14 protein-coding genes are annotated in these 15413 nt (G+C 69.6%); 6 read left to right on the top strand and 8 right to left on the bottom strand.

The features are described 5' to 3' along the window. The first annotated feature begins 300 nt into the window (after positions 1-300). Genes ACQHII_RS35865 through ACQHII_RS35855 form a run of 3 tightly spaced genes read left to right on the top strand, consistent with a single transcriptional unit; the run spans position 301 to position 2857 of the window. Entirely contained in the window at positions 301-1185 is an 885-nt protein-coding gene (locus ACQHII_RS35865; RefSeq protein ID WP_427923159.1) for an ABC transporter substrate-binding protein, read from the top strand. Then, positions 1182-2099 (top strand): amino acid ABC transporter permease, encoded by a 918-nt coding sequence (locus ACQHII_RS35860; protein ID WP_427923158.1) that lies wholly within the window; start codon positions 1182-1184, stop codon positions 2097-2099. Before ACQHII_RS35865 ends, ACQHII_RS35860 begins: the two co-directional genes overlap by 4 nt. Then, the gene (locus ACQHII_RS35855) at positions 2096-2857 is read left to right on the top strand and encodes an amino acid ABC transporter ATP-binding protein (protein WP_427923157.1); all 762 of its coding nucleotides are present in this window, start codon (positions 2096-2098) and stop codon (positions 2855-2857) included. The genes ACQHII_RS35860 and ACQHII_RS35855 overlap by 4 nt, the downstream gene beginning before the upstream one ends. Before the next feature lie 83 nt (positions 2858-2940). Here ACQHII_RS35855 and aroQ read toward each other — a convergent pair whose 3' ends face one another. Continuing rightward, positions 2941-3414 carry a type II 3-dehydroquinate dehydratase gene (aroQ, locus tag ACQHII_RS35850; RefSeq protein WP_359605260.1) on the bottom strand — a complete coding sequence of 158 codons (474 nt, stop codon included), beginning with the start codon at positions 3412-3414 and terminating at the stop codon, positions 2941-2943. Positions 3415-3586: 172 nt separating this feature from the next. Between aroQ and ACQHII_RS35845 the strand changes: the two genes are divergently transcribed. Next, a complete protein-coding gene (locus ACQHII_RS35845; protein WP_427923156.1) occupies positions 3587-4858 on the top strand; it encodes an MFS transporter in 1272 nt (423 codons plus the stop codon). A gap of 6 nt (positions 4859-4864) precedes the next feature. Here the strand turns inward: ACQHII_RS35845 and ACQHII_RS35840 are convergent, their stop codons facing one another. From ACQHII_RS35840 to ACQHII_RS35810, 7 genes are all read right to left on the bottom strand, one after another. Then, positions 4865-5968, bottom strand: coding sequence for a calcium:proton antiporter (locus ACQHII_RS35840; RefSeq protein ID WP_427923155.1), 1104 nt, complete (start codon positions 5966-5968; stop codon positions 4865-4867). 61 nt (positions 5969-6029) lie between these two features. Then, entirely contained in the window at positions 6030-6344 is a 315-nt protein-coding gene (locus ACQHII_RS35835; protein ID WP_427923154.1) for a hypothetical protein, read from the bottom strand. 128 nt (positions 6345-6472) lie between these two features. Beyond that, positions 6473-7474, bottom strand: coding sequence for a TerC family protein (locus tag ACQHII_RS35830; RefSeq protein WP_427923153.1), 1002 nt, complete (start codon positions 7472-7474; stop codon positions 6473-6475). 234 nt (positions 7475-7708) lie between these two features. Further along, entirely contained in the window at positions 7709-9781 is a 2073-nt protein-coding gene (locus ACQHII_RS35825) for a TerD family protein (RefSeq protein ID WP_427923152.1), read from the bottom strand. A 50-nt stretch (positions 9782-9831) separates the two neighbouring features. After that, positions 9832-10410: a TerD family protein gene (locus tag ACQHII_RS35820; protein WP_200710494.1), complete on the bottom strand. Its 579-nt coding sequence runs from the start codon at positions 10408-10410 to the stop codon at positions 9832-9834. A gap of 158 nt (positions 10411-10568) precedes the next feature. Then, the gene (gene uvrB, locus ACQHII_RS35815; RefSeq protein WP_427923151.1) at positions 10569-12710 is read right to left on the bottom strand and encodes an excinuclease ABC subunit UvrB; all 2142 of its coding nucleotides are present in this window, start codon (positions 12708-12710) and stop codon (positions 10569-10571) included. A 40-nt stretch (positions 12711-12750) separates the two neighbouring features. Continuing rightward, a complete protein-coding gene (locus ACQHII_RS35810; protein ID WP_427923150.1) occupies positions 12751-13614 on the bottom strand; it encodes an MHYT domain-containing protein in 864 nt (287 codons plus the stop codon). A gap of 279 nt (positions 13615-13893) precedes the next feature. Here ACQHII_RS35810 and ACQHII_RS35805 point away from each other — a divergent pair, with 279 nt between their 5' ends. Next, the gene (locus ACQHII_RS35805; protein WP_427923149.1) at positions 13894-14769 is read left to right on the top strand and encodes a glycerophosphodiester phosphodiesterase; all 876 of its coding nucleotides are present in this window, start codon (positions 13894-13896) and stop codon (positions 14767-14769) included. Positions 14770-14814: 45 nt separating this feature from the next. Further along, complete coding sequence (locus ACQHII_RS35800) at positions 14815-15369, top strand: methylated-DNA--[protein]-cysteine S-methyltransferase (protein WP_427923148.1); 555 nt, start codon at positions 14815-14817, stop codon at positions 15367-15369. The last annotated feature ends 44 nt before the right edge of the window (positions 15370-15413 follow it).

The raw sequence follows: 15413 nt of genomic DNA, 5'->3' as shown, positions 1-15413 counted from the left end.
GGGCGCGCAGCGGTTGATGCGCGCCCCGTGTGAATCGTTCGCACGCGCCGGTGTCGTGCGCGCGCTCCCGGCACACATGGTTGCGCGGTCAACTGGAAGCAGCCCCGCTCAGGATGACGGCTCCTGTGCGGATGGGCCGCCGGTCCATCGATCCCCGCCCTCGACCGGCGGCCCCGGCAAGCGCGTCGCGGGCGGGATCGCACAGGGGTTGTTCACGAAAACGCAACACCCGTTCCCAATATGCGGACATTGAGGGCTGTGACCTCGACAAACAGGACGTTTGACTGTCACTCTCCCGCCATGCACCTTGCCCCTCGCGTACCGAGTCGCGCGATAGCCGCCGTCACCATAGCCCTCCTCGCCACCGCTGTCGGCTGTGCTCCCCAACCCGAGGACAAAGCCTCCGACAAGGCCTCCACGTCGACCGGGACCACCTGCGCCAAGGGCAAGCTGGCCACCCAGACCTCCGGCAAGCTGACGATCGCGACGGACGAACCGGCGTACGAGCCCTGGTTCGAGGACGACAAGCCCGCCAACGGCAAGGGCTTCGAGTCGGCGGTCGCCTACGCCGTGGCGAAGCAGCTCGGCTACGACAAGAGCGCCGTCGTCTGGCAGAGCGTCCCCTTCAACAAGGCCTTCGCGCCCGGTGTGAAGACCTTCGACTTCGACATCAACCAGGTGTCGATCAGCACCGAGCGCAAGAAGGCCGTCGACTTCTCGTCCGGCTACTACGACGTCCGCCAGGCCGTCATCGCGCTCAAGGGCAGCAAGGCCGCCAAGGCGACGACCATCGCGGGCCTGAAGGGCCTCAAGCTGGGCGCCCAGGTCGGCACCACGAGCCTGAACTACATCAGCGACGTGGTGAAGCCGACGCAGCAGGAGGCCGCGTTCTCCAAGAACGACCAGGCCGTGTCCGCGCTCAAGAACGGCCAGGTCGACGCGATCGTGGTCGACCTGCCGACCGCCTTCTACATCACCTCGGCCGAGGTGACCAACGCCAAGATCGTCGGCCAGTTCGAGAACCAGGGCGGCACGCCCGAGCAGTTCGGGCTCGTCCTCGACAAGGGCAGCGACCTCACGTCGTGCGTGACGTCGGCCGTGGACGCGCTCCGCAAGGACGGCACCCTGGCGGCGCTGGAGAAGCAGTGGCTGTCCGACGCCGTCGACGCCCCGGTCCTCAAGTGACCGTGGTGAAGGACGAGTCGGGCCCGGAGGGCTCGGACGACAAGGGCGACATGCCCGGCGGGGGCGACGCGTACGTCCCCTCCGAGCGCCGCCTGGAGCGCGAGCGGCACAAACGCGCGCGTGCCCGTCGCGCGACCGCGATCGCCGCGGTGTCGACCCTGGTCACGGCCGTCGTCCTGTACCTGGTCGTGGTCAGCGCGCCGGGCTGGGAGCGCACCAAGGAGACGTTCTTCGACGGGCACTACGCGCGCGAGGCGTTCCCCAAGGTCCTCGAAGGCCTGTGGCTGAACATCCGGCTGCTGCTGATCTGCGGCGTCCTGGTGCTCGTCCTGGGGATGCTGATCGCCGTCGCGCGCACCCTGCGCGGGCCGGTGTTCTTCCCGCTGCGGGTGCTGGCGGCGGCGTACACGGACTTCTTCCGCGGGCTGCCGCTGATCATCAACCTGATGATCGTGGTCTTCGGAGTGCCCGCGCTGCGCCTCCAGGGCGTGACCGTCGACCCCGTGTGGCTCGGCGGTACGGCGCTGACGCTGACGTACTCGGCGTACGTCGCCGAGGTGTTCCGCGCCGGCATCGAGTCCGTGCATCCCTCGCAGCGCGCGGCGGCCCGCTCGCTGGGCCTGACCAACCGGCAGGCACTGCGGCACGTGGTACTCCCCCAGGCCGTACGCCGGCAGGTGCCCCCTTTGTTGAACGATCTGGTGTCCCTCCAGAAGGACACCGGGCTCGTGTCCATCGGCGGCGCGATCGACGCCGTACGGGCGTCCGACATCATCGCGCAGCGTGCCCTCAACTACACGCCCTACATCGTCGCGGGGCTCGTCTTCGTGGCGCTGACCATCCCGATGACCCGCTTCACGGACTGGGTGACCGCCAGGATGGACAGGCAGCGCGCCCAGGGAGGCACGACATGAGCACCGACGACACCGCTCCCGTGCTGCGCATGGAGTCCGTCCGCAAGACCTTCGGCACGTCCGTCGTCCTGCGGGACGTCGACCTGGAGGTCCCGCAGCACACCGTGACCGCGCTGATCGGCGCGTCCGGCTCCGGCAAGTCCACGCTGCTGCGGTGCGCGAACCTCCTGGAGGACATCGACGACGGCGCGATCTGGCTGGACGGCGAGGAGATCACCGATCCGCGCGCCGACCAGGACGCGATACGGCGCCGTATCGGCGTGGTGTTCCAGGCGTACAACCTGTTCCCGCACATGACGGTCCTGGAGAACATCACCCTCGCCCCGCGCCGGGTGCACGGCGCGTCCCGCGCGGAGGCCGAGGCGCACGCGCGTGAGCTGCTGGAGCGGCTCGGGCTTGGGGACAAGGCGGGCGCCTACCCGGACCGGCTGAGCGGCGGTCAGCAGCAGCGGGTCGCGATCGTGCGCGCGCTGGCCGTACGGCCCCGGCTGCTGCTCTTCGACGAGATCACCGCCGCGCTCGACCCCGAGCTGGTCGGTGAAGTGCTCGCCGTGGTCCGGGACTTGAAGGACGAGGGGATGACCATGGTGCTGGCCACGCACGAGATGGGCTTCGCCCGGGACGTCGCCGACCAGGTGTGCTTCCTGGACGGGGGCGTGGTCCTGGAGCGCGGCACCGCCCAGCAGATCTTCGGCGACCCGCAGCAGGAGCGCACGCAGCGCTTCCTGCGACGGATCGTGGAGGCGGGCCGGCTGTGACCGGACGTCCGTGACGGGTCGTCTGTAACTGGTGGTCTGTAAGGGGCGTACGCCTGGAGGCCGGTGCTTACGCCCCTTCCGCCTTACGCGTCGGCCTTCCCCGCCCCCGCCAGCGCGGCGACCCGCTCCACGCCGAACACGTATCCCTGCACTCCGCACCCCGCGATGACACCGTCGGCGCGCAGTGAGACGTAGGAGTGGTGCCGGAACGACTCGCGCCGGTGGATGTTGGAGATGTGGACCTCCAACACCGGTAGCCCGTCACAGGTGTTGAGGGCATCCAGGATCGCGATGGACGTGTGCGAGTACGCCCCCGGGTTGATCACGATGCCGCAGTGGTTGAGCCGCGCCTCGTGGATCCAGTCGACCAGTTCGCCCTCGTGGTTGGACTGCCGGAAGTCCACCGTGCCGCCGTGCCCGGCCGCCGCCTTGACGCACAGGGCCTCGACGTCGGCGAGCGTGTCGGAGCCGTAGATCTCCGGTTGGCGTTGGCCGAGGGTGTTCAGGTTGGGGCCGTTGAGGATCATGATCGGGGCGTTGGCCAAGGTGCGGGGCACGGTTCCTCCGGTCCGTTCGGACATGTCGTTCGAGATGGGCCGCCGATTGACGGCCACTGCTCGGACCCGGTCTATCACGCCGTCTCCGCACCACCGTGCGCCCCCGTAACCGTTGTTCACTGTGGGTAGTTGACGCGGCATGCACGATGCACGCACCGTAAGCCCACCGTCCATGCTCCGGCTCGCCGCCGCCTCCCTCGCCGGAACCGCGATCGAGTTCTACGACTTCTTCGTCTACGGCACGGCGGCCGCCCTGGTCCTCGGACCCCTGTTCTTCCCGACGTTCTCGCCGGTCGCGGGGACACTGGCCGCTTTCGGGACGTTCGGCGTGGGGTTCGTGGCACGGCCGCTGGGCTCGATCCTGTTCGGGCACTTCGGGGACCGGCGCGGGCGGCGGCCGGTGCTCGTCGCCTCGCTGCTGCTGACCGGTGCCTCGACGGTCGCGGTCGGCTGCGTACCGTCGTACGGCTCGATCGGGGTGGCCGCTCCCGTGCTCCTTCTGGTGCTGCGTTTTCTCCAGGGGCTGGGGCTCGGCGGGGAGTGGGGCGGGGCGGTACTGCTCACCGCCGAGCACGCGCCGGCCGGGCGGCGCGGACTGTGGTCGAGCTTTCCGCAGATCGGGCCGGCGGTGGGGTTCCTGCTGGCCAACGGCGTGATGCTGGCGCTGTCGGCGACCCTGACCGACGCGCAGTTCGCGCAGTGGGGCTGGCGGGTGCCGTTCTGGGTGGCCGGGGCGCTGGCGCTGGGCGGGCTGTGGCTGCGTTCGTCGCTCGTCGAGAGTCCCCGGTTCCTCGAAATCGACGACCACGCACGCGTGCCGCTCGCCGAGGTCGTGCGCGACCACTGGCGGCTCGTCCTGCTGACCGCCGGGGCGCTGTCGGTGGGGTACGCCATCTTCTACGCGGTGACGACGTGGTCCCTCGCCTACGGCACCGAGCGGCTCGGGGTCGGGCGTACCGAGATGCTGGCCTGCATCATGGCCGCCGTGGTGGTGAAGGGCTCGCTCACCCCGCTGGTGGCGCTGCTGAGCGACCGCTACGGGCGCCGGCCGCTGTGCCTGCTGGGGTGCGCGGCCGCCGCGCTGTGGATGTTCCCGATGGTCGCGCTGCTCGCCACGGGGGCACCCCTGCTGATGTTCCTCGGCTTCCTGGGGGCGCTGCTCGCGTTCGTGACGATGTTCGCCGTGCTGGGCGCGTATCTGCCGGAGCTGTACGAGCCGCGGGTGCGCTGCACGGGCGCCGCCGTGGGCTACAACCTCGGCGGTGTTCTCGGCGGCGCGCTCACCCCGATCGTGGCGACGGCGCTGGCCGAGCACGGCGGGCGCGTTCCCTGGGGGGTGGGCGCCTATCTGACGGGGGTCGCGCTGTTCAGCCTGGGTTGCTTCGCGCTGCTGCCGGAGACACGGCCACTGGCGGTGGCGGTCCCCGAGCCGGCCATCGGGTGACACACGCTACGGATTGATCGCCAGCTCCAAGTACGCCGCGAACAGCACCAGATGGACACCGCCCTGGAGCGGTGTCGCCCGTCCCGGCACCACCGTCAGGGAGCTGACCACCACGGTCAGGGCGAGCAGCACCATGTGGGTCGAGCCGAGGCCGAGGACGAGCGGTCCGGAGAGCCAGATGGACGCGAGGGCGACGGCGGGGATGGTGAGGCCGATGCTGGCCATGGCCGAGCCGAGCGCGAGGTTGAGGCTGGTCTGCACGCGGTCGCGGCGGGCGGAGCGCAGGGCGGCGATGGTCTCGGGGAGCAGGACGAGCAGTGCGATGATCACGCCGACGACGGCGTGGTGCAGCCCGGCGGCCTCGACGCCGGACTCGATGGTCGGCGACACGCCCTTGGCCAGTCCCACGACCCCGATCAGGGCGAGGCCGAGCAGGCCCAGGCTGATCAGGGCGGTGCGGGCGGTCGGCGCGTCCGCGTGATGATCCTTGGTGATCGCCGCGCCCTGGCGGGAGACCGGCAGGAAGTAGTCACGGTGCCGCACGGTCTGTGTGGCCACGAAGAGGCCGTACAGGGCGAGTGAGGAGAGTGCGGCGAAGGTGAGCTGGGCGCCGGAGAACTCCGGGCCCGGCTTGCTGGTGGTGAAGGTCGGCAGGACCAGGCTGAGCGTGGCCAGGGTCGCCACGGTGGCGAGGGCGGCGCCGGTGCCCTCGGGGTTGAAGACCGCCGTGCCGTGCCGCAGTGAGGCGACGATCAGGCACAGGCCGACGATCCCGTTGCAGGTGATCATGACGGCCGCGAAGACGGTGTCCCTGGCGAGGGTTGAGCTCTTGTCGCCGCCGTCGGCCATCAGGGTGACGATCAGGGCGACCTCGATGATCGTCACGGCGACGGCGAGGACCAGGGAGCCGAAGGGTTCGCCGACGCGGTGGGCGATGACCTCGGCGTGGTGCACCGCGGCCAGGACGGCCCCGGCGAGGACCAGGGTCACGAGGGCGACGACGACGCCGGGCAGGTCCTTGCGGCCCCAGGTGAAGATCAGCAGGACGGCTGCGAGCACCGGTACGAAGGTCGTCCACCGGGTGGTGAGCGACCTGAGCCGAGTGATCATGAAGAGATCTTCGCAGAGGCGTACGGGCCCCGCACTCCGGCGTCACGGAGCCCGTCGCGCACTACTTGAACTCGGTCATGTCCAGTACGTCGCAGTCGGTGAAGGACGGCGGCCTGGTACACAACGCGGCCATCTGCTGGGCGAATTCGGTGGTGCCGGGGTCGTTGCTGTTGCGCATGGCGTCCTCGTACGAGTCGAACTCGATCACGACGAGGACATGGCCGGGATTGCTCCGGTCCCGCAGGACGAGGCGGTGCGTAGGCCCGCCGTCGCGGCCGGCCATGCGCTTGTCCGCCTCCTCCGCCAGCGCTCGCATCTCGTCGAAGCGGTCGGTCTCGAAGTCGACGATCTGCACGAATTTCATCGCTGCGTCCATGGATGCCTCCACCCGGCCGTGCCACCCCCGGGGCGGGGGCGCTCGGTATCCAACGAAGCACCGGGAGCGGTGGTCGGCAATTCATCGTGCGGTGCTCCCGGTGATCGTTGTTCCTACGTCCGGCGTGGTCAGGCGTCGATGCTGTCCTTCGGAGCGCCTTCGGTCCCCGTCTGCGCCGCCTCGGCCGCCGCCTGCTTCTTGTTGGCCATCAGGCTGGTGATCGTGGTGACGATCAGGACTCCGCAGATCACGCCCAGCGAGACCGGGATGGAGATCTCCGGGACATGGACACCGGACTCGTGCAGCGCGTGCAGCACCAGCTTGACGCCGATGAAGCCGAGGATGACCGACAGGCCGTAGCTGAGGTGGACCAGCTTCTTCAGCAGGCCGCCGATGAGGAAGTACAGCTGCCTCAGGCCCATCAGGGCGAACGCGTTGGCCGTGAACACGATGTACGGGTCCTGGGTGAGGCCGAAGATCGCGGGGATGGAGTCGAGCGCGAACAGCACGTCCGTCGTACCGATGGCGAGCATCACGACCAGCATCGGGGTCATGACCCGCTTGCCGTTCTCCTGGATCCACAGCTTGGTGCCGTGGTACCGGTCGGCCACACCGAAGCGGCGCTCGGCGGCCTTGAGCAGCTTGTTCTCCTCGAACTCCTCGTCCTCCTCGTCACCCCGGGCCTCCTGGATGAGCTTCCAGGCGGTCCAGATGAGGAAGGCGCCGAAGATGTAGAAGACCCAGGCGAAGTTGGCGAGGACGGCCGCGCCCGCAGCGATGAAGATGGCCCGCAGGACCAGGGCTATGAGGACGCCGACGAGCAGCACCCGCTGCTGGTACTGCGAGGGCACGGCGAACTTCGCCATGATCAGGACGAAGACGAAGAGGTTGTCGACGCTCAGCGACTTCTCGGTGATGAATCCGGCGAAGAACTCGCCGCCGGCCTGGCCGCCTCCGAAGATGAGCAGGCCGAGTCCGAAGAGTCCGGCGAGGGCGATCCAGACGATCGTCCAGATCCCCGCTTCCTTGATCGACACGTCATGCGGCTTGCGGCCGATGAAGAAGTCGACGGCGATGAGGGCGGCCAGCCCCACGATGGTCAGGACCCACAGGGTCACGGAAACATCCACTACTGCTCCTCCGGCGGTATTAACGGCAAATGGTCAGCGTCGTCGCTACCGGAGGTCTCTTCCACCTTGGACGGGCGTCCAGGGCCGACGCCCCGGGATCTGGCCTGATCCGTATTGACGGGTACGCCGCAGCAGATAGGGAGTACTCCCCTCCGTACGGAAGAGCTTACCCCAATCACCAAGGAAAGGTAAAGAGATGGGCAAAGAAAAGACAAAGCAGCAGGTGGGAGCGCTTTACCTGTACTTGGTGCGAGCCGTCGCGACCTCGGTCAGCACCCGCTGGAGCACCTGGCTGCCGGGCGGCACGAGCGAGGGCTCGTACGTCCAGGCATGACCCACCCACGGGTCGGCGAGATGGTCGTCGGGCAGCGGCGTGAGTCGCATCAGCGAACGCCAGAGCGGGTCGAGCAACGGGCCGTAGCCCGCCGCGTCCTCGCGGTCCGCGACCATCATGAGATGGACGCCGACGGCCGGGCCCTCGTCCGCGAGATAGCGCAGCTGGGTCACGGCACGGTCGTCGAAGCCGTGCGGGAAGTCGTTGACGATCAGCAGCTGTTCGGCCGTGTCGAGGCCGGGCGGCAGTGAGTCGGCGGCCCCGCCCCGCACCGCCATCTGCACCAGGTCCACCCGCTGGGTGAGCCGGGCCAGCACGTCCGCGACCCCGGCGGCCCCCACGGCAGGCGGCGCCGCGAGCACGCCGGTGTGCACCAGTGGGACCAGCGCCTGCGCCGCCGAACCGGCCGGGTCGATGACATGCACGGCGAACTCGCCCACCGGATAGACCGCCAGCAGCCGGGCCGCGTGCGCCACGGCCGTGTCCAGCGCGAGGCGCCGCAGCTCGTGCGAGTCGGCGAACGAGCCGTCCAGGGACTCCCCGCCACCGCTGTCGATCCACAGACCGCGCTCCAACGGCAGCCGGACCAGCATCGGGATCCGCAGGTCGGGGCTCTCCGGGAGATGGAGGTCTCCGAGGCGCAGGGCCATGGGGATCTCCATCGGGACGCGGTAGCCGTGCCAGACCGGATTGTCCCAACCGGCGAAGGCCAGCGGAAGCGCGGGTTCGACCACCTCGGACTCGGCGGCCAGCTGGGCGAGGTCCCGGTCGAGGGCCGCCCGCGCCTGGTCGACGAGTTGGGCGTGCTTGGCCTGAGCCGCCTCCCGGGCCGCGTCGCCCTGGCCGCCGATCCGGCTGCGCGGGTCGGACAGCGCCTGGTCGAGCTCCTTCTCCATACGCGAGTCGGCGAAGTCGACCGCGCTGCGGTACGCGGCCATGGTGCGGGCCAGGTCCTCGAACATGCCCCACACCTGGTTGTAGAGCCGCTCCTCCATCGACCACCCGGTCGCATCCCCGGCGACGGGCTGCGCGGCCTGTCCCGGCGGAGCCGGAGGCACGGTCGGCGCGGGCGACGGAGGCGCCCCGGTCCCCCGGCGTGGGTGGCTGTAGTCGATCGGGCCACCGGCGGCGGGGGCCGCGGGCTGGGCGGCGGGATCCGCGGACGCGCCGGCACCGGGATATCCGGACTGCGGCGCCACGGCACCCGGGGTGCCCTGCGGACCGTACGGAGACGTGGGCTGCGGTGCTACGGCGCTGGGGGCGCCCTGCGCGTCGTACGGCGACGTCGGTTGCGGCGCGACAGCCCCGGGTGCGCCCTGCGCGGTGGTGCCGCTCCCCTCGGGGCCGATGCCCGGTGTGGCCGTCTGGCGGGTGCGGTCGCCGTCCGCGGTGCGGGGTGGGGGCGTTGCCACGGAGCGGGCCAGGCCCCGGGCCACCGCTTCGTTGATGCTGCCCGCGAGGTGGGCGGCCTGGGGCAGGCCCTGGTCGGTGAGGAGTTCGGCCAGACCGCCCGCGTAGCCCTGGCCGACGGCGCGCACTTTCCAGGCGCCCTGTCTGCGGTACAACTCCAGGGCCACGACGGCCGATTCGGCGTCCAGGCCGGTGATCGTGTAGCTGGCGACCTCGGTGCCGTCGAGGCCGGTGACCGCGACGAAGGGTGCGGCGACGGCGCCGAAGCGGGTGGGGCCGTCGGCGCCGAGGGGCAGCGAGAGCAGCACGCTGACGCGGTGGACGGCCTCCGGCATGGCGCCGAGGTCCACCGCGAGGCGGTGGTCGGCGGCGGCCTGCTTGGAGACCTCCAGACCGGGCAGGGTGGATGTGCCCGGGTGGGCGACCCACTCCACGCCGTGGATCCTGCCGCGCTCGTCGCCGAGCGTGGCGGCGGCCACGACCGGCTTGCCGGCCGCGACCCGGATCTCCAGACGCATCTGGGAGAGCGGGTGGTTCTGCCCTCGCACCAGCTCGGCCGCCATCGCTCTCGTCCCCCTGCTCAGCCGTGTCGTCTCAAGTGCGCCGTGCCGCCCTAGAGGTGCGGCAGGATCGCCGGCATCAGGTCCTGGAAGGTGCGGCCGTTGGTCGGTGTGCCGAGGGCCGTCAGTGTCCAGCCGGAGCCGGAGCGGTGCACCTTCGCCATGATCTGGGCCGTGTACTGGCCGCCGCCCGCCAGCGTGTAGCGGGCCAGCTCCTGGCCGTTGGTCTCGTCGACCAGGCGGCAGAACGCGTTCTGCACCTCCTGGAAGGTCTGGCCCGTGAAGGAGTTCACGGTGAAGACGATCTGGTCGATGTGGACCGGCACGCGCGCGAGGTCGACGAGGATGGCCTCGTCGTCGCCGCCCTGGCCGACGCCGCCGACGAGGTTGTCGCCGGTGTGCCGGACGGAGCCGTCGTCGCTCACCAGGTGGCGGAAGAACACCACGTCGACCGGCTGCTTGTCGGCGAACAGCACGGCGGACGCGTCGAGGTCGATCTCCCGGGTGCGCGAGCCGAACAGGCCTCGCCGGGGAGCCGCCTGCCAGCCGAGACCCATGCGCACCGCGGTCAGGCCGGTCCCGTCGTTCTTCTCAAGACTGATGGCCTGACCCTTGGTCATGTTGACGGTCACGGCTGTTCCCCTCTCGAACTGTCCCCTGTTGCCGCGGAATCCACGGCTGCCCAGAACCCTACGCAGCGGCACTGACAGTGCCGAACCCCGCATCGGACTTTGTGTCGGTCTTGCAACACAGAGCGCATATCCCGAGGTCCGGCACTGCCTTGAGGGGGTCAGGCGAGGCCCGCCTCCTTCATCTGGCGCAGCTCCTTCTTCATCTCGTGCACCTCGTCGCGCAGCCGGGCCGCGACCTCGAACTGCAGGTCGGCGGCGGCGGCGCGCATGCGCTGGGTCATCTCCTCGATCTGCTCGGCGAGTTCGGCCGCGGGACGGTCGGTCGGCGCCCCGTCCTTCGCCTTGCCCTTGGCGGACTTGCCGCCCTTCGCGGCCTTGGAGCCGAGCGCGGGCACGGGGGCCTTGGCGCCCTTGCCGTCCTTGGCCGCCTTGCGGTAGCCGGAGCCGAGCAGCTGCTCCGTGTCGACGTCCTCGCGGGCGATCTGCGCGACGATGTCGTTGATCTTCTTGCGGAGCGGCTGGGGGTCGATGCCGTTGGCCGTGTTGTACGCGACCTGCTTCTCCCGGCGGCGGTTGGTCTCCTCGATGGCCTTCTCCATCGCCGGGGTGATCTTGTCGGCGTACATGTGGACCTGGCCGGAGACATTGCGCGCCGCGCGGCCGATGGTCTGGATCAGGGAGGTGCCGGAGCGCAGGAAGCCCTCCTTGTCGGCGTCCAGGATGGCGACCAGGGACACCTCGGGGAGGTCGAGACCTTCACGCAGGAGGTTGATGCCCACCAGGACGTCGAACTCGCCGGAGCGCAGCTCGCGCAGCAGCTCGATACGGCGCAGGGTGTCGACGTCGCTGTGCAGGTAACGGACCTGGATGCCGAGTTCGAGGAAGTAGTCGGTGAGGTCCTCGGCCATCTTCTTGGTGAGGGTGGTGACCAGGACCCGCTCGTCCTTCTCGGTGCGCTTGCGGATCTCGTGCACCAGGTCGTCGATCTGGCCCTCGGTGGGCTTGACGACGACCTCGGGGTCGATGAGGCCGGTGGGACGGATGATCTGCTCCACCGTGCCGTCCGCGCGCGAGAGCTCGTACTTGCCCGGGGTCGCCGACAGGTAGACGGTCTGTCCGATGCGCTTCTGGAACTCCTCCCACTTCAGGGGGCGGTTGTCCAGGGCGGAGGGCAGCCGGAAGCCGTGGTCGACGAGGGTGCGCTTGCGGGAGGCGTCGCCCTCGTACATCGCGCCGATCTGCGGGACCGTGTTGTGCGACTCGTCGATGACGAGGAGGAAGTCCTCGGGGAAGTAGTCGATCAGGGTGTTCGGCGCGGAGCCGGGCTCGCGGCCGTCGAAGTGCATCGAGTAGTTCTCGACGCCGGAGCAGGAGCCGATCTGGCGGAGCATCTCCAGGTCGTACGTCGTGCGCATCCGCAGGCGCTGGGCCTCCAGGAGCTTGCCCTGCTTCTCCATCTCGGCCAGCCGCTCGGCGAGTTCCTTCTCGATGTCGTTGACGGCCCGCTCCATGCGCTCGGGACCGGCGATGTAGTGGGAGGCCGGGAACACGTAGAGGTGCTCGTCCTCGCTGATGATCTCGCCCGTCAGCGGGTGGAGGGTGGAGAGGGCCTCGATCTCGTCGCCGAACATCTCGATGCGGACGGCCAGTTCCTCGTAGACCGGGAAGATCTCGATGGTGTCGCCGCGGACGCGGAAGGTGCCGCGGGTGAAGGCGAGGTCGTTGCGCGTGTACTGGATGTCCACGAAGCGGCGCAGCAGCTGGTCGCGGTCGATCTCGTCGCCGACCTTGAGGGGGACCATGCGGTCCACGTACTCCTGTGGAGTACCGAGGCCGTAGATGCAGGACACCGAGGCGACCACGATGACGTCGCGGCGGGTGAGCAGCGAGTTGGTCGCGGAGTGGCGCAGGCGCTCGACCTCCTCGTTGACCGAGGAGTCCTTCTCGATGTAGGTGTCCGACTGCGGGACGTAGGCCTCGGGCTGGTAGTAGTCGTAGTACGAGACGAAGTATTCGACCGCGTTGTTCGGCAGGAGCTCGCGGAACTCGTTGGCCAGCTGGGCGGCCAGGGTCTTGTTCGGCGCCATCACGAGGGTGGGGCGCTGGAGCTTCTCGATCATCCACGCGGTGGTGGCGGACTTGCCGGTGCCGGTCGCGCCGAGCAGGACGACGTCCTTCTCACCTGCCTCGACGCGCCGGGCCAGCTCGGCGATGGCCGCCGGCTGGTCGCCGCTGGGCTGGTAGGAACTGACGACCTCGAAAGGCGCCACCGTGCGTTCGATGTGGGAAACGGGCCGCATGGAACCAACCGTACGACCCGCCACTGACAACGGGGTCGGATCAGCGGTTCTGCGGGGTGCGGGAGCGGCGCTGCCCGAGGTCGCGGTCGGCCCGGACCGGGGTGCGCCGGGGGTGCGGGACGAGGGCGCCGGCCGGGACACCGGGCTTGTGCTCGACGGGGAGCCGGGCGGGCTTGCCCATGACCATCAGCGGGTCGAACATCACGACGACGCCGGCCAGGAGGAGGAAGGCCAGGGGCCCGATCATCATGGGCGCCAGCAGTGACGCGGCGGAGACTCCGTCGGTGGTCGCGGCCGTGCCGTGGACGTGGACGGTGAGGGCGGCCATGCCGGTGTAGTGCATGCCGGTGACGGCGAGCCCCATGATCAGGCTCGCGCCCACGCTCCACAGGAACCCGCGGACCTGCCCGGCCGCCCACAGGGCACTGATCGCGGCGACGACCGCTATGACGACGGAGGCGGAGACCGTGAAGGTGTTGTATTCGAGCTTCCCGTTGAGACGCATGCCGGCCATGCCCAGGTAGTGCATCGAGGCGATGCCCAGGCCGGTGAGGGTACCGCCGGTGAACAGGGCCGTCCCCCTGGCTCCCCGGTAGCCGACGATGAAGATCCCGACGCCCACCATGACGATGGCGACGGCGAGGCTCGCGAAGGTCATCGGCTTGTCGTAGTGGACCGGTGTCTGGCGGACCGAGAAACCCATCATCGCGATGAAGTGCATCGTCCATATGCCGGAACCGATCGCCGCCGATCCCAGGGCGAGCCAGCCGGGCCTCCAGGACTGGGCCACGAGCATCGATCTGGTGGTGCAGCGCAGGCCGAGCGCACCGCCGAGGCAGGCCATGAGGTAGGCCACCAGCGGTGTGACGAGTCCGTAGCTGAAACCGTCGACCGTGCCCTGCATGCGCAGTAACCCTTCCGCCCTGTTCCGTCCCGCAAATTCCTGAAACCCGCCCAGCCCCAGGACCGCAGGAACGGTCAGGGTCGACGCAGAGAGTATGACCCCCACCGGAATGGTCGAACGATTTTCCGGCAAAGAAACACGGCCCCGCCCCACTTGTGCGGCACCGGTGAGCGGACTTGGGCAACTCCATTCATTCTGTGTCCATCCCGTACCCCACGGGTAGTGACGTTCCGCTGTCATTCTTGAGCTGTATGTGATCGCTCGACGCGAGGAGTACGCATGCACCTGCGCGCAGTTGCCGCCTCGACCACCGCGCTCCTGGGGGCCGCCGCCCTCCTGCTCCCCTCCCCCCGGGCCAGTGCCGGTGACGCCACCCAGTGGCCCACCGTGGTCGCCCATCGCGGCGCGTCCGCCTACGCCCCCGAGAACACCCTGGCCTCCATCGACAAGGCGGCCCGACTCGGTTTCCAGTGGGTGGAGAACGACGTCCAGCGCACCAAGGACGGCGAACTCGTCGTCATCCACGACGACAGCCTGAAGCGCACCACCGACGTAGCGAAGGTGTTCCCCGACCGGGCCCCCTGGAAGGTCAAGGACTTCACCGCCGCCGAGATCGCCCGCCTCGACGCGGGCAGCTGGTTCGGCCCCGCGTTCACGGGCACGCGCGTGCCCACGCTCACGCAGTACATGCGCGAGGTGGAGCACAACCACCAGAGCCTGCTCCTGGAGATCAAGAACCCGGAGCTGTACCCCGGCATCGAGCAGCAGACCCTCAAGGTCCTGGGCAACGAAGGATGGCTCGACCAGTCCCACCTCGGCAGCCGGCTGATCGTCCAGAGCTTCAGCGCGGACAGCATCCGGATCGTGCACGACCTCAGCCCCGGCATCAGGACCGGCTTCCTCGGCACACCCTCCGTCTCCGCCCTGCACGAGTACGCCGCCTTCACCGACCTGATCAACCCGTCGTACGGCTCGATCTCCACGAGCTACGTCTCCGCCGTGCACGGGTTCACGGGCCCGCACGGCACTCCGATGGAGGTGTACGCCTGGACCGTCGACGACGCACCCACGGCGTGGAAGGTCGCCGGGTACGGCGTGGACGGCATCATCACCAACAGACCGGACGTGGTGCGGTCCGCGCTGAGCGGGTTCTGAGACTGCTCGCGGGGCGTTGTCAGTGCCGGGTCGTACGGTGGGCGCATGGACAGCCATGGGCAGAACGAGCAGCGGGTCGTGTGGACCGTCGTCGGCACCGACATCGGTCCGCTGCTGCTGGCCGCGACACAGGACGGCCTGGTCAACGTCGTGTTCCACGCCACGGACGCGGTGCGCGACAGGACCCTCGACCGGCTGGCGTCCCGGCTGGGCACCGAACCGGTCGAGGCGCCCGACTCCCCCTTGCTGGCCGAGGCGATACGTCAGTTCGAGGCCTACTTCGCCGGAACGCGACGCGACTTCGACCTGCCGCTCGACTGGTCCCTGATCTCCGGCTTCAACCGGCAGGTGCTGCGCGAGCTGGCGTCCGGCGTCCCGTACGGCTCGGTCGTCGGCTACGGCGATCTGGCCGGGCGGGTCGGTCAGCCGCGCGCGGCCCAGGCGGTGGGGGTGGCGATGGGTTCCAATCCGCTGCCGGTCGTGGTGCCGTGCCATCGGGTCGTCGAGAGCGACGGCGGCATCGGCGGGTTCGGGGGCGGCCTGGAGACGAAGCGGAAGCTGCTGGCGCTGGAGGGAGTGCTGCCCGAGCCGTTGTTCTGAGCTCGGGCAGACAACTACGGGGGGAGAGACCGTGCTGGGGAAGA

The organism is Streptomyces sp. cg40 (assembly GCF_050320165.1).
Lineage (GTDB): Bacteria > Actinomycetota > Actinomycetes > Streptomycetales > Streptomycetaceae > Streptomyces > Streptomyces hokutonensis.
The sequence above is the reverse complement of the archived record's forward strand: the minus strand, read 5'-3'. Positions and strand labels throughout refer to the sequence as shown.

Coding starts and splice junctions, on each gene's coding strand:
- ACQHII_RS35865 (WP_427923159.1), top strand. CDS start 301: ATGCACCTTGCCCCTCGCGTACCGAGTCGCGCGATAGCCGCCGTCACC.
- ACQHII_RS35855 (WP_427923157.1), top strand. CDS start 2,096: ATGAGCACCGACGACACCGCTCCCGTGCTGCGCATGGAGTCCGTCCGC.
- ACQHII_RS35845 (WP_427923156.1), top strand. CDS start 3,587: ATGCTCCGGCTCGCCGCCGCCTCCCTCGCCGGAACCGCGATCGAGTTC.
- ACQHII_RS35840 (WP_427923155.1), bottom strand. CDS start 5,968: ATGATCACTCGGCTCAGGTCGCTCACCACCCGGTGGACGACCTTCGTA.
- ACQHII_RS35835 (WP_427923154.1), bottom strand. CDS start 6,344: ATGGACGCAGCGATGAAATTCGTGCAGATCGTCGACTTCGAGACCGAC.
- ACQHII_RS35825 (WP_427923152.1), bottom strand. CDS start 9,781: ATGGCGGCCGAGCTGGTGCGAGGGCAGAACCACCCGCTCTCCCAGATG.
- uvrB (WP_427923151.1), bottom strand. CDS start 12,710: ATGCGGCCCGTTTCCCACATCGAACGCACGGTGGCGCCTTTCGAGGTC.
- ACQHII_RS35810 (WP_427923150.1), bottom strand. CDS start 13,614: ATGCAGGGCACGGTCGACGGTTTCAGCTACGGACTCGTCACACCGCTG.
- ACQHII_RS35805 (WP_427923149.1), top strand. CDS start 13,894: ATGCACCTGCGCGCAGTTGCCGCCTCGACCACCGCGCTCCTGGGGGCC.
- ACQHII_RS35800 (WP_427923148.1), top strand. CDS start 14,815: ATGGACAGCCATGGGCAGAACGAGCAGCGGGTCGTGTGGACCGTCGTC.